Here is a 12658-nt window from a genome sequence, read left to right as displayed (position 1 = left end):
ACAGGAGACCAGAGTGCAAGGGAATATCGCGGCGGAAGTGCCGGTGGAGCAGGTCCGCGAGCAGATCCTGCAGGTGCTGATGGCCTGGGGCATGGCGCAGGACCTGGCGCACATCACCGCGGGCCTGATGGCGCGCACCGACCTGCTGGGCATCGACTCGCACGGCATCTCTATGCTGCCGGCATACGAGGACAAGCTGCGCGCTGGCGCCCTGCGGCTGGACGCCAGGCCGCGGATCCTGCGCGACGGCGGCGCCAGCGCGCTGATCGACGGCATGGGCGGCCTGGGCTATCCGGTGGCGGCGCAGGCCATGAACCTGGCGGTGGACAAGGCTTTGGAGCACGGCGTGGGCGCCGTGTCGGTCTGTAATTCGCATCACTTCGGCGCGGCCGGCGTCTATGCGCGCATCGCGGTCGAGCGCGGCGTGGTCGGGCTGGTGACCAGCAGCGCCAACGGCGTCATCATGGTGCCCACGCGCGGCGCCATGCCCATGCTGGGCACCAATCCCATCGCCTTCGGCGCGCCGGCCGCCTACAACGAACCCTTTGTGCTGGACATGGCGACCACCACCGTCGCCGCCAACAAGGTCAAGGTCTACGACTTCCTGGATCAGCCCTTGCCGCCAGGCTGGGCGGTGGACGGGCAGGGCGGCGCGGTTACCGATGCGGCGGCCGCCATGCAATTTATCTTCACGCATCCCGAGGGCGGCCTGACCCCGCTGGGCGGCACTGCCGCCATGAGCAGCCACAAGGGCTACGGCCTGGCGATGATGGCGCAGATCCTGGGCGGCACGCTCAGCGGCAGCGCCTTCGCCGCGCGCCGCGCACCGACGCGCCGGCCGGGCGAACCCGACAATGTGGGCCATTTCTTCCTGGCCTTGAACCCCGACGCCTTCCGCGCGGCGGGCTCGTTCGAGTCCGACATGGACGACATGATCGACGCCATGCACGATACGCCGCCCGCCAACCCGGACGAGCCGGTGCTGGTGGCGGGCGAGCCCGAAGCCGCCGAGCGCGCGCGCCGGCTGCGCGCCGGCATACCCATTTCCGCCGCGCTGGCCGAACGCCTGCGCGCCATCTGCGAGCGCGCCGGCACGCCTTATCTGCTGGACCCGGCGTGATTCCGTTTTCCCTATAAACCCTTGCCCAAGAGCACAGGAACAGAGACATGAGCAATTCAGACAAGCGCAAGAAACCCGAAGAACTGCGCAGCCACCGCTGGTATGGCGTGCGCGACCTGCGCTCGTTCGGCCACCGTTCGCGCACCGCGCAGATGGGCTATCACCGCTCGGACTACGCCGGCAAGCCGGTGATCGCCATCATCAACACCTGGAGCGACATCAACCCCTGCCACAGCCACTTCAAGCAGCGCGTCGAAGAGGTCAAGCGCGGCATCTGGCAGGCGGGCGGCTTCCCGGTGGAAATGCCCGCCATGAGCCTGTCGGAACCCTTCCAGAAGCCGACCACCATGCTCTACCGCAACCTGCTGGCGATGGAGACCGAAGAGCTTCTGCGCTCCTATCCCGCGGACGGCTGTGTGCTGATGGGCGGCTGCGACAAGACCACGCCCGCGCTGCTGATGGGCGCGGTGTCCATGGACTTGCCCACCATCTTCATGCCGGCCGGCCCCATGCTGCGCGGCAACTGGAACGGCAACACGCTGGGCTCGGGCTCGGACACCTGGAAATACTGGGCCGAGCTGCGCGCCGGCAACATTACCGAGGAAGACTGGCAGGGCGTGGAGGACGGCATCGCCCGTTCGCCCGGCCACTGCATGACGATGGGCACCGCGTCCACCATGACGGGCGCGGTCGAGGCGCTGGGCCTGTGCCTGTCGGGCGCTTCGTCGATCCCCGCGCCGGATTCGCGCCACGCGCAGATGGCCAGCCTGACCGGCAAGCGCATCGTGGAAATGGTGTGGGAAGACCTGAAGCCCTCGGACCTGCTGACCGCCGCGTCGTTCGACAATGCCGTGCGCACGGTGCTGGCGCTGTCCGGCTCAACCAATTCCGTGGTGCACCTGATCGCCATGGCGCGGCGCAGCGGCTTCGGGCTGGACCTGGACCGCTTCGACCATCTGGCGCGCACCACGCCGGTGCTGGCCAATCTGCGGCCGGCCGGCAAGTACCTGATGGAAGACTTCTATTACGCCGGCGGCCTGCGCGCCATGCTGGTGCAGCTGGGCGACCTGCTGGACACGACGCAGCGCACCGTGGACGGCCGCACGCTGGGCGAGAACATCGCGGGCGCGCGGATCTTCAATGAAGACGTGATCCGGCCGCGTGCGCAGGCGCTGATCGAGCGCGACGGGCTGGCGGTGCTGCGCGGCAACCTGGCGCCCGACGGCGCGGTGATCAAGCCGCCCGCGATGGAGGCGCATCTGCAGGTGCACACGGGCCGCGCGGTGGTCTTCAAGGACTACAACGACATGGCGGCGCGCATCGACGACCCCGACCTGGACGTGGATGCCGACAGCGTCATCGTGCTGCAGAACGCGGGGCCGCAGGGCGCGCCCGGCATGCCCGAATGGGGGCAGTTGCCGATTCCGCAAAAGTTCCTGAAGCAGGGCGTGCGCGACATGGTGCGCATTTCGGATGCGCGCATGAGCGGCACCAGCTATGGCGCCTGTGTGCTGCACGTGGCGCCTGAGGCCTATGTGGGCGGCCCGTTGGCGCTGGTGCAGGACGGCGACCGCATCACGCTGGACGTGCCGGCGCGGCGCCTGGAACTGCTGGTGTCCGACGAGGAGCTTGCCGCGCGCCGCGCCGCCTGGCAGGCGCCGCCGCCGCGTTTCGAGCGCGGCTATGGCGTGCTGTACCTCAAGCATATCGGCCAGGCCGACACGGGCTGCGATTTTGATTTTCTTCAGACCGAAACGCGCGCTCCGGCCGCGGGCGAGCCCGAAATCCACTGACCCGGACACCGGGCGCACATACTAAAAAAACCATAGAGGAGACAACCATGCAACAGAAGAAACCGGCGGCGCGCGCGCGCCTGGCCATCCTGGCGGCGGCGGGGACACTGGCCATGCTGCCCGGCATGCTGATGGCGCAGGGCGCGGCCTGGCCCGCCAAGCAACTCAAGCTGGTGGTGCCGTTCCCCGCGGGCGGCAGCACCGATTCGGTGGGGCGCCTGCTGGCGGCCGAACTGTCCAAGGAGCTGGGCCAGACCGTGGTGGTGGAGAACAAGGGCGGCGCCAATGGCAATATCGGCTCCGACATGGTGGCCAAGGCCGAGCCCGACGGCTATACCCTGCTGCTGTCCGGCGTGGGGTCCAACGCCATCAGCTACGCGATCTACCAGAACATGCCATACCGCAACAGCGACTTCGCGCATATCTCGCTGCTGGCAACGGGCCCCAATGTGCTGGTGGCCAACAACGACTTCCCGGGCAAGACTTTCGCGGACTTCATCAAGCTGGCGCGGGAGAATCCGGGCAAGTACACGCATGCGAGTTCGGGCAGCGGCTCCTCCGGCCACCTGGCCATGGAGATGCTGAAACAGGACGCCAAGATCGACCTGGTGCACGTGCCTTACAAGGGCGGCGCCGCCGCCATCACCGACACCATCGGAGGCCGTGTCTCGGTATTGTTCTTGAACCAGGACGCGTTGCTGCCGCAGGTCACGTCGGGCAAGCTGCGCGCACTGGCCGTGGCCAGCGCCAAGCGCAATCCCGCCTATCCCGATACGCCGACGGTGGCGGAATCAGGCTATCCGGGTTTTTCGGCCGAGTCCTGGTTTGGCTTGTCGGCGCCAGCGAAGACGCCGCCCGCCGTGATCCAGCGCCTGAACCAGGCGACGGTGAAGGCGCTATCCTCGCCCGAGATCCGGCAGAAGCTGGAGAGCGTGGGGTTCGTGGTGGTGGCCGACGACCCGAAATCGTTCTCGGCGTTCGTGGATAACGAGATCACGAAATGGGGCAAGGCCGCCAAGGCCTCGGGCGCGAAAATGGATTGAATGCGTGGATTGAATGCGCGGCCGGGCTTGCTGGCCCGGCCTGACCTGTTTTTCTTGATGAAGTGAAAAGTGCAATGAACTCACCCCTACCCAACCGTTTCCGCCAACGCATCCTGGCGCGCGAACGGCTCATCGGATTCTGGATGTGCATGTCCAGCCACATCACGGCCGAGCTCGTGGGCCTGGCCGATTTCGACTGGCTGCTGCTGGACGGCGAGCACTCGCCCAACGAGGTGCCGATGTTCCTGCAGCAGCTGCAGGCCTTGCAGGGCAGCGCCAGCGCCGCTGTCGGCCGGCCGTCGTGGAACGATCCGGTGGAGATCAAGCGGCTGCTGGATATCGGCTTCTACAACCTGCTGATTCCGTTCATCGAATCCGAAGAGGACGCGCGCCGGGCCGTGGCCGCCACGCGCTATCCGCCGCAGGGCATGCGCGGCGTGGCGGGCGCCCAGCGCAGCAACCGCTATGGCACGGTGCCGGACTACCTGCACACCATCAACGACAACATCTGCGTGCTGCTGCAGATAGAAAGCCGCCCGGGCATCGCCGCGGTGGACGAGATCGCTTCGGTAGAAGGCGTGGACGGCGTGTTCATCGGGCCGTCCGACCTGGCCGCGGCGCTGGGACATATCGGCAATCCCGGCCATCCCGAAGTCCAGGAGGCCATCCGCCATCTGTACCAGCGGGTGTCCGCCCAAGGCAAGGCCGTGGGCATTCTTGCGCCGGTGCATGCGGACGCGCGGCGCTACCTGGACATGGGCATGCACTTCGTGGCGGTGGGCACCGACCTGGGCGTGTTCAAGCAGGCAACCTTCGCCTTGCGCGAGGCGTTCCCGACCTGATGGCGCTCAGGCGTCTTCCAGCGCCAGCAGTTCGCCTATCGTCTGGCGCCGGCGGATCAGCCGCGCCGCGCCGTTGTCCAGCAGCACTTCGGGCGCCAGCGGGCGGCTGTTGTAGTTCGAGGACATGGACGAGCCATAGGCGCCCGCGTCGTGGAACACCAGGAAGTCGCCGATGCGCGGCTGCGGCAGCAACTGATCCGACACGACGCCGCCGGCGTCCTGGGTGAACACGTCGCCCGATTCGCACAGCGGGCCGGCCACGGCGATGCGGGTCTCCGCCGCGCCCTGCGGCCTGCCGCCATCGGGCGCATGCACCGAAATGCGGTGATAGCTGCCGTACATGGCCGGGCGCATCAGGTCGTTGAAGCCGGCATCGACCAGCGCGAAGTCGCGCTCCGGGCGGCGGTTGATCGAATGCACTTCCGACACCAGCGCGCCGGCCTCGGCGACCAGGAAGCGGCCCGGCTCGATCTCCAGGCGGATCTCGTGGCCCAGGCGTTCGGCGATGCGGCGGCGCGCCGCGTCCCATTGCTCGAAGTAGTGGTCGCAGTCGATACGGGCATCGCCTTCGCGGTACGGGATGGACAGGCCGCCGCCCGCCGAAATGGCTTCGATGTCATGGTCCAGCGAGGCGACCACGTCGACCATGGCGTCGCACACGCTGGACAGGTGGGCGTAGTCCACGCCCGAGCCGATATGCATGTGGATGCCGACCAGCTTCAGGCCGTGGCGGCGCACGATGGCCATGGCTTCGGCCACATCGCCGATCCAGATGCCGTGCTTGCTCTGCGGGCCGCCGGTATTGGTCTTGTTGCTGTGGCCGTGGCCGAAACCCGGGTTGATGCGCAGCCAGACGCGATGGCCGGGCGAGGCCTGGCCCACGCGGGCCAGCATGTCCAGGGAACCGGCGTTGACGGTGATGCCGTGCTTGAGCACCGCGGCCAGCGTGGCGTGGTCGATCAGGTCCGCGGTGAAGACGATGCCTTCCGGCTCGCCCTGGGGCTGGAAACCCGCAGCCAGGCTGCGCTCGATCTCGCCCAGCGAGACGGCGTCCACCACGGCGCCTTCGGCGCGCATCAGGCGCAGGATGTGCAGGTTGGAGCAGGCCTTCTGCGCATAGCGGATGGTGTCGAAGCGGCGCAGTTGCGCAATGCGTTCACGGATGACGGCGGCGTCGTACACCCAGAGCGGCGTGCCGTGCTCGGCGGCGAGTTGGGTGAGTTGGCGCGGATCGAAGGCCATGGCGGGCGAAACCTTGTTGGTGGAAGTGAAAACAAGGCGGCATGATGCCCGGCTTCGGTCATCCAGTAAAATGCTTAAAATTCCTTGATCGATTCATTCTTGATATGGGTAGGCGATGCTGACGCACCGGCAAATCGAAGTCTTCCGTGCGGTCATGATCGCCGGCAGCGTGACCAAGGCGGCCGAGCTGCTGGGCTCTTCCCAGCCGACCGTCAGCCGCGAGCTGGCGCGCATGGAGCAGGGCATAGGCTTCACGCTGTTCGACCGGGTGGCAGGGCGGCTGCGGCCCACCATGCCGGGCCTGGCGCTGTTCGACGAGGTCCGCCAGTCCTACGCCGGCCTGGAACGGGTCGCTTCGGCCGCGGCCCGCCTGCGGGCCTACAAGGGCGGGCAACTGTCGGTGATCGCGCTGCCGGTCTTTTCCCATTCGATCCTGCCGGACGCGTTCAGGCGTTTCCATGAGCGCCATCCCGGGGTGAGCCTGGCGCTGGAAACCCAGGAATCGCCCTTCCTGGAGGAATGGCTGAGCGCCCAGCGCTACGACCTGGGCCTGACCGAGCACGACGCGGCGCCGGCCGGCACGCGCGTGGAGCTGCTGCTGGAAGTGGACGAAGTCTGCGTGCTGCCCGACGCCCACGAACTCCTGGGCAGGCAGCGCATCGAGCTGGCCGATTTCGAGGGCCATGCGTTCGTCAGCCTGTCCTCCAGCGATCCCTACCGTATCCAGATCGACGAAGCCTTTGCCGAAGCCGGCGTGCTGCGGCGGTCCATCGTCGAGACGACGACTGCCGTGTCTGTGTGTACCTTCGTGCGCCAGGGCCTGGGCCTGGCCATCGTGAACCCGCTGACTGCGCTGGATTTTGCCGGCCGGGGCCTGCATATCCGCCCCTTGGCGCGCTCGTTTCCGTTCCGGGTCAGCGTGGTGTTTCCAGAGCACCGGCCGGGCAATCCGCTGGTGGATGCATTGATGGCGTCGTTGCGCGAGGCGGCGCAGGCGGCCCGGAGCCGCCTGGCGTCTGGCCTGGATCAGGAAGTGCCGCGCAGTCGTCGCTCTGCCGCCAGCCGGTAGGCCTGCAAGCGCGCCTTCAGCAACGGGTCGCCCGCGAACGCGATGCCGGCAGGCAGGATGGAAGGGTCGAATACCAGGGTGCGCTGTGCGTCCTGATCTGGCGCAAGGCGTTCCAGCATCAGATATCCCAGGAGCAGCGAGCCGCCATGCCCTGGCCAGCCCGTGGACGGGTCGTCCGTCATGCCTCGTTCCGGCTCCGGGGTAAACGCCAGTTCCAGCGCCACCGGGCCCGCCGCCATTGCATGGCGCAAGGCCTCGTCCATACAGTTCCGACCGGTCAGGGCCTTGTGAGCGCCATCGGCATTCCTGCCCCGGATCGTCAGCCTGCCAGTTCGCGTCCCGCCATCCGCGGCGGTCAGGCGGTAGGAATGAAGCATGTGATAGCTGCGGGAGGCGTAGCCCGTGGGCAGGGCGTCTTGCTGCAGTTGGCCGAAGCGTTGCGCCGGCGCATTGGTCGCCAGATGGGCTTGCAACGCCTCGGGGGCGGTGTGCTGCGTGTTCAGGGCCTGTATGAATGCAAGAAACGTCTGCGGGTCTTGCGCGGGAAAACCTTCGATCGAGTGGCCTACGAGCACCAACTGCGAACCCTGTCCGATACGCACGGCCAGGCCGCGCGGTTCGGCTTGCGGACTGTCCTGGCGAATCCGCGGGTCGGGGCCGGAGTCCGAGAATCGGGCGAGGAGCGGCTGCTCAGCGTCGTTGAACATGGGCGAAGCGCAGAATTGCGCTGCCCGGGGCACGCCAAGGAATCTGCCTTCCACAAGCAGTCCGCGCGCGTGATTGACGCGGCAGCCTGGCGGGACGTCCGCGCCCGCATGGAGCGCGTCAATCAGCTTTGCGGCGATGGAATCCGGCATGGGAGTCTCCTTTTTTCTAATGGACGTTCTGGCCGGTCGGCATTAGCCGAGGCCGGATTTGAGCGCGATGTGCTTGTATTCGATGAAGTCCTCCAGCGCGGCCACGCCATTCAGGCGTCCCAGCCCGGATTGCTTGAAGCCGCCTTCCTCGGTGCTGTCGTAGACTTTGGCCCAGTCGTTGATCCATACCGAACCTGCGTCGATGGCTTGCGCGACACGCAGCGACCGCTCGACGTCGCGGGTCCAGACGCTGGCGGCCAGGCCGTATTCGCTGTCGTTGGCCAGGCGTATGGCTTCGGCCTCGTCGGCAAAGCGCTGGATCGTCAACACCGGGCCGAAAGTTTCTTGCTGGACGATGGCCAGGCTGTTTTCGGTCACCTCCAGGAGCGTGGGGCGGTAGAAGGCGCCGCTGGCCAGCGGGCCTGTGTCCACCGGCCCGCCGCGTTCGACTGCGGTGGCGCCCGCCGCGATCGCAAGGACGACGGCATGGTCGACGCGTTCGACGCTGGCGCGGTCGATCAGCGGCCCCATGTCGCTGTCCGGATCGGCAGCCGGGCCGACCTTGACCTTGCGCAGCCGGCAGGCCAGTCCGTCGCGAACCTCGGCGTAGATGCCGTCCTGGACCAGCAAGCGGGAGCCGGTCATGCAGAACTGGCCGCTGAAGACAGTCAAGGCCTTTTCAAGCACGGGCAGCGCCGCGTCCACGTCCGCGTCATCGAACAGGATCATGGGAGTCTTGCCGCCGAGTTCCATGCCGAAGCGCTTCAAGTGCCTGGCGCCGGCGGCGCTGATCGCGCGGCCCGTGCGGGTGGAGCCGGTGAAGCTGATGACGGGAACCTCGGGCGAGTCCACCAGATAGGCGGAGCCATCGGGTCCGCTTTCGAAGAACAGATTGATCACGCCGTCCGGAAGGTCCTCCGCCTCGGCCATGATCTCGGCCATGAAGCTGGCTGTTTGCGCCACCTGGCCGGGCAGCTTGACGACCGCCGTGCAGCCGGCCGCCAGCGCCGGCGCCAGCGACCGTATCGTCAGCACGGCCGGTGAATTCCAGGGCGCGATCACCGCCGCTACGCCCATGGGTTGGCGCAGGACCATGGAAATGCTGCCGGGCCTGGGCGTCAGCGCCCGGCCGCTTTCGAGCAGGGCGGCGGCGGCCGCGTAACGCAGCTTGCTTGGAATCATGTCGAGCTCGAAGCCCGCTTCGCCCTTGATCTTGCCGTTTTCGAGGGAGAGGATGTCCAGCAGCCGGTCGCGGTTGCGCTCGAATGCCCGCGCCAACTGCTCCAGCACGCGGGCGCGCAGTTCGTGGTCATGGGCCCAAGGCGTCGTGCGGAAGGCGCGTACGGCTGCCGTGACGGCCGACTTTGCCGCCGCCAAGCCGTTGTCGGGGTAGTGGCCGATGATGTTGTAGGTGGCAGGGTCGATCGATTCCCTCAGGGCGCCTTCGGAGCGCTGGACGCCGCCGATCCAGTTGTAGGCCTTGCGGGTCCAGGCGGTGTTTGCGGCATCTTTCATGATCTGGCCTCCGTGTTCCTGATCCAGTGGCTGACGCGTTCGGCCAGCATGACTACGGTGGGATTGGTGGCGACGGAGGGGACGTCCGGGAAACAGGATGCGTCCGCGACTCGCAGTCTGGCGATGCCGCGCACGCGTCCCTGATAGTCCGTTACCGCGCCAGGATCGCCGTCGCCGCCCATGGGGGCGGTCGAGGTGGGGTGGTGATAGATGTCCAACGCTGTCGGCAGGGCCGCTTCCAGCGCCGCAGCGTCCGCTGCGGCGGGGCCCGGCACGAGCTCCTGAGCGATGATCTCGGACAGCGGGCCCTGGCTCGCGATCCGGCGGATCAATTGAATGCCTTCGACCATCAGTTTCCGATCGCGCGCAGTCCCCAGGATGTTGAGGTCGATGAGCGGCGCAGTGCGGGGATCGCGGTCTTGCAGCTTGAGGCTGCCGATGGAGCTGGGGCGAGTCAGCGCCAGGGCCAGCATGAAGATTGCGCCGGTGGGCGAGTCGGCGGGGTCGCCATAATGCACTGCGCTGACATGCAGGTCGCCGTCGCCGGGCCCGGCCCGGGATGACCGGGTCCACAGGATGGCGCCAACCGGCGGGATGGGCAGCCCCAGCCGGTCGGGATGCGCGGCCCAGACCGTGAAGTAGAAGGGATGCTCCTGCAGTCGCAGGCCGACCGGAAGATCGGCGACCAGGGGGATGTCCAGGGCCTTGAGGTCCGCCGCCGGCCCGATGCCGGAGCGAAGCAGGATGGCCGCCGATCCATACGTCCCAGCCGCGAGTACGACTTCGCCGGCTGCGATCCGCTCGCCATCGGCCAGGATCACGGCCTGCGCCCGGCCATTTTCAATCTCGACGCGATCCGCCAGCGTCTCGCTGTAGATCGTCAGGTTGGGTCGGGCGCGCACGACGTCCGACAGGTAGGTCATACCCGTGTTCAGCCGTTGGCCCATGCGGTTGTTCATCGGGTAGGGACCGACGCCGAAAGGCGCGTCGCTGTTGAAGTCCTGCACGCGGGCATGGCCCGCCATCTGGGCCGAAACCAGGAACGCGCGCTGCATGTCGGAGATTTCGTCGTCCTGCAACTGGTGCACCGGCTCCGGGCCGGTGCGGCCATGGCATTGGTCCGCGCCCGAGGCGGTCCATTCACTGCCGCGGAAGAATGGCAGCGCGTCGGCGATGGACCAATGCGGCAGTCCTGCTCGGGTCCAGCGCTCGAAGTCGGCTGCGGGCGCGCGCATCCAGACGCCGGCATTCACGGCCGAGGAGCCGCCCAGCACCTTGCCCCGCGGAACCGGGAAGGACTTTCCGCCCCAGCCTGGCCGGGACACGTATCCCCAGTCGTGTTTGGCGTCGCCGCCGATGATGTTCTGGGCGCGGACGGCGTCCGGGTAGGCGTGGGGCGGATAGGCCTGGCCGGCCTCGAGCAGCAGTACCCGGCGGGCGGGATCCTCGCTCAGGCGGCTGGCCAGCACGGCGCCCGCCGAACCGCCTCCCACCACGATGATGTCGAAGGCAGCGTGCTGAAAGTCTGAATTTTCTGACGCCGAAGGGTGGCGTAGTCCTGTATTCATTGTGGTCTCCTCTAAAAATTCCAGCCTTGTGTCAGGATCGGAGGTTCAAGCGCATCGACGGCTGATCGAATCAGCTGTAGCCAGCGTTCAGCCCGGCATCCCATTGGGATGCATCATTCATCGGTACCGCCTCCGACAGAAGACGGGTGGCGGTCTTTAGAGTCGCGAACATATGTCCGGAACCTTTTCGATCGAATCGTTCAGTGGAATGGTGGCCTTCGCGGCCACGGTGGAGTCCGGCAGTTTCGCTGCGGCCGGGCGCAAGCTGGGCCTGTCCGCGTCCGCGGCGGGCAAGGCGGTTGAAAGGCTGGAGCTCAAGCTGGGCGTGCGGCTGCTGCATCGCAGTACGCGCTCTCTGGGGCCGACCGGTGAAGGCGAGGTCCTGTACCGCTATGTCAGCAAGATCCTGAAGGATCTCCAGGAGGCGGAGCGCGAGTTGCAGCTGGTGCAGAACGCGCCCCGCGGCCGGCTCAAGATCAGTGTTCCCACGGTGATGGGCCGCAGGATCGTGTTGCCGGCGCTCAGCGACTTCCACGCGCGCTTTCCCGAGGTGATGGTCGACATCAACCTGGACGACCTGATCGTCGACGTGATCGAGGACGGATACGACCTCGTATTGCGCCTGGGCGAACTGGAGGATTCAGGGCTGCAGGCCCGCAACATCGGCCCGCACGCGTTCACGACTTGCGCCTCGCCCGCTTATCTGGCCCAGCGCGGCACGCCGCGCACGCCTGCGGATCTCGGTGAGCATTGCTGTATCTACTATCGGTTTCCAACGACTGGCAGGACGGAAACCTGGGCTTTCAAGGGAGAGCCGTCGGGCAGGGTATTCAAACCCTCCAGCATATTGAATGATGGCGAGGCCCTGGCGTCCGCGGCGATCGGCGGCTTGGGGATCGTGCAGGCGCCCAGCTACCTGGTAAAGGAAGACGTGGCGGCGGGGCGGCTGCGGCCGGTGCTCGAGGATTACACGGAAAACCGGGGCAGCGTTTCGCTGCTATGGCCGCCCCGATCGGCGGAGGTTGCCCGGGTGCGCGCGTTCATCGATTTCTTCGCCGAGCGGATCGCGGCGCAGTTATAGCCGCGGCGGGCGCAAGGGGCAAAGGGGAGTATATGGACGCCGAAAAATAGAGGCTTTGCGGCGGCCCGAAACGCAAAAAAGGATGCCCATGGGCATCCTTTTTCATTTGCCGTATTCGTGACGCCCTGAAAACAGGGCGGCAGAATGGCTTAGGCCAGCGCCTTGATGGCGGCAGCCAGGCGGCTCTTGTGGCGAGCGGCCTTGTTCTTGTGGATGATGTTCTTGTCGGCCACGCGATCGATCACGCTGGAGGCCTTCTGGAACACTTCGCCAGCCGCAGCCTTGTCGCCAGCGGCGATGGATTGGCGAACGCGCTTGATGGCGGTGCGCAGCATCGAGCGCAGGCTGGAATTGTGCTTGTTGCGCTCAACGGATTGGCGAGCGCGCTTGCGGGCTTGGGCGGTATTGGCCATGTTGCTATATAAGTTGAATTCGGCAAAGTCGAACATTGTAGCAAGTCCCTACGGGAATGCAAGCTTTTAATGTTTGATCAGCCGATGGAGCGCCCGTCAACCGGGCGGGGGGCGC

11 protein-coding genes are annotated in these 12658 nt (G+C 66.8%); 6 read left to right on the top strand and 5 right to left on the bottom strand.

From position 1 onward, the window contains the following. Positions 1–13: 13 nt before the first annotated feature. From IB268_RS24250 to garL, 4 genes are all read left to right on the top strand, one after another. The gene (locus tag IB268_RS24250; protein WP_192354918.1) at positions 14–1120 is read left to right on the top strand and encodes an Ldh family oxidoreductase; all 1107 of its coding nucleotides are present in this window, start codon (positions 14–16) and stop codon (positions 1118–1120) included. A 47-nt stretch (positions 1121–1167) separates the two neighbouring features. Continuing rightward, positions 1168–2913 carry an L-arabinonate dehydratase gene (gene araD / locus IB268_RS24245; protein ID WP_192354917.1) on the top strand — a complete coding sequence of 582 codons (1746 nt, stop codon included), beginning with the start codon at positions 1168–1170 and terminating at the stop codon, positions 2911–2913. A 47-nt stretch (positions 2914–2960) separates the two neighbouring features. Then, entirely contained in the window at positions 2961–3956 is a 996-nt protein-coding gene (locus IB268_RS24240; protein ID WP_175181439.1) for a tripartite tricarboxylate transporter substrate binding protein, read from the top strand. Positions 3957–4030: 74 nt separating this feature from the next. Continuing rightward, the gene (gene garL / locus IB268_RS24235) at positions 4031–4798 is read left to right on the top strand and encodes a 2-dehydro-3-deoxyglucarate aldolase (RefSeq protein WP_054452400.1); all 768 of its coding nucleotides are present in this window, start codon (positions 4031–4033) and stop codon (positions 4796–4798) included. 6 nt (positions 4799–4804) lie between these two features. Here garL and lysA read toward each other — a convergent pair whose 3' ends face one another. Beyond that, on the bottom strand, positions 4805–6040 hold the full coding sequence (lysA, locus tag IB268_RS24230) for a diaminopimelate decarboxylase (RefSeq protein WP_119449300.1): 1236 nt from the start codon (positions 6038–6040) through the stop codon (positions 4805–4807). A 115-nt stretch (positions 6041–6155) separates the two neighbouring features. Here lysA and IB268_RS24225 point away from each other — a divergent pair, with 115 nt between their 5' ends. After that, entirely contained in the window at positions 6156–7109 is a 954-nt protein-coding gene (locus IB268_RS24225) for a LysR family transcriptional regulator (protein ID WP_054452397.1), read from the top strand. Here IB268_RS24225 and IB268_RS24220 read toward each other — a convergent pair. Genes IB268_RS24220 through IB268_RS24210 form a run of 3 tightly spaced genes read right to left on the bottom strand, consistent with a single transcriptional unit; the run spans position 7067 to position 11049 of the window. Beyond that, the gene (locus IB268_RS24220) at positions 7067–7966 is read right to left on the bottom strand and encodes a catalase (protein WP_054452394.1); all 900 of its coding nucleotides are present in this window, start codon (positions 7964–7966) and stop codon (positions 7067–7069) included. The genes IB268_RS24225 and IB268_RS24220 overlap by 43 nt on opposite strands. Positions 7967–8008: 42 nt before the next feature. After that, on the bottom strand, positions 8009–9481 hold the full coding sequence (locus IB268_RS24215) for an aldehyde dehydrogenase family protein (RefSeq protein ID WP_225590302.1): 1473 nt from the start codon (positions 9479–9481) through the stop codon (positions 8009–8011). Beyond that, entirely contained in the window at positions 9478–11049 is a 1572-nt protein-coding gene (locus IB268_RS24210; RefSeq protein WP_192354916.1) for a GMC family oxidoreductase, read from the bottom strand. Before IB268_RS24210 ends, IB268_RS24215 begins: the two co-directional genes overlap by 4 nt. 208 nt (positions 11050–11257) lie before the next feature. Between IB268_RS24210 and IB268_RS24205 the strand changes: the two genes are divergently transcribed. Next, a complete protein-coding gene (locus IB268_RS24205) occupies positions 11258–12130 on the top strand; it encodes a LysR family transcriptional regulator (protein ID WP_225591466.1) in 873 nt (290 codons plus the stop codon). Between the two features lie 149 nt (positions 12131–12279). Here the strand turns inward: IB268_RS24205 and rpsT are convergent, their stop codons facing one another. After that, complete coding sequence (gene rpsT / locus IB268_RS24200; protein ID WP_006396042.1) at positions 12280–12543, bottom strand: 30S ribosomal protein S20; 264 nt, start codon at positions 12541–12543, stop codon at positions 12280–12282. Between the last annotated feature and the right edge of the window lie 115 nt (positions 12544–12658).

Source organism: Achromobacter sp. ACM01 (assembly GCF_014851745.1).
Taxonomy (GTDB): Bacteria; Pseudomonadota; Gammaproteobacteria; order Burkholderiales; family Burkholderiaceae_B; genus Achromobacter; species Achromobacter aegrifaciens.
Note: the sequence above shows the minus strand (reverse complement) of the source record. Positions and strands in the feature narration are given on the sequence as shown.

Bases quoted from the DNA above. Each gene is read 5' to 3' on its own strand.
- rpsT (WP_006396042.1), bottom strand. From the start codon at position 12,543: ATGGCCAATACCGCCCAAGCCCGCAAGCGCGCTCGCCAATCCGTTGAG.
- IB268_RS24205 (WP_225591466.1), top strand. From the start codon at position 11,258: ATGGTGGCCTTCGCGGCCACGGTGGAGTCCGGCAGTTTCGCTGCGGCC.
- IB268_RS24220 (WP_054452394.1), bottom strand. From the start codon at position 7,966: ATGCCGGATTCCATCGCCGCAAAGCTGATTGACGCGCTCCATGCGGGC.
- IB268_RS24225 (WP_054452397.1), top strand. From the start codon at position 6,156: ATGCTGACGCACCGGCAAATCGAAGTCTTCCGTGCGGTCATGATCGCC.
- IB268_RS24240 (WP_175181439.1), top strand. From the start codon at position 2,961: ATGCAACAGAAGAAACCGGCGGCGCGCGCGCGCCTGGCCATCCTGGCG.
- garL (WP_054452400.1), top strand. From the start codon at position 4,031: ATGAACTCACCCCTACCCAACCGTTTCCGCCAACGCATCCTGGCGCGC.
- araD (WP_192354917.1), top strand. From the start codon at position 1,168: ATGAGCAATTCAGACAAGCGCAAGAAACCCGAAGAACTGCGCAGCCAC.
- IB268_RS24210 (WP_192354916.1), bottom strand. From the start codon at position 11,049: ATGAATACAGGACTACGCCACCCTTCGGCGTCAGAAAATTCAGACTTT.
- IB268_RS24215 (WP_225590302.1), bottom strand. From the start codon at position 9,481: ATGAAAGATGCCGCAAACACCGCCTGGACCCGCAAGGCCTACAACTGG.
- lysA (WP_119449300.1), bottom strand. From the start codon at position 6,040: ATGGCCTTCGATCCGCGCCAACTCACCCAACTCGCCGCCGAGCACGGC.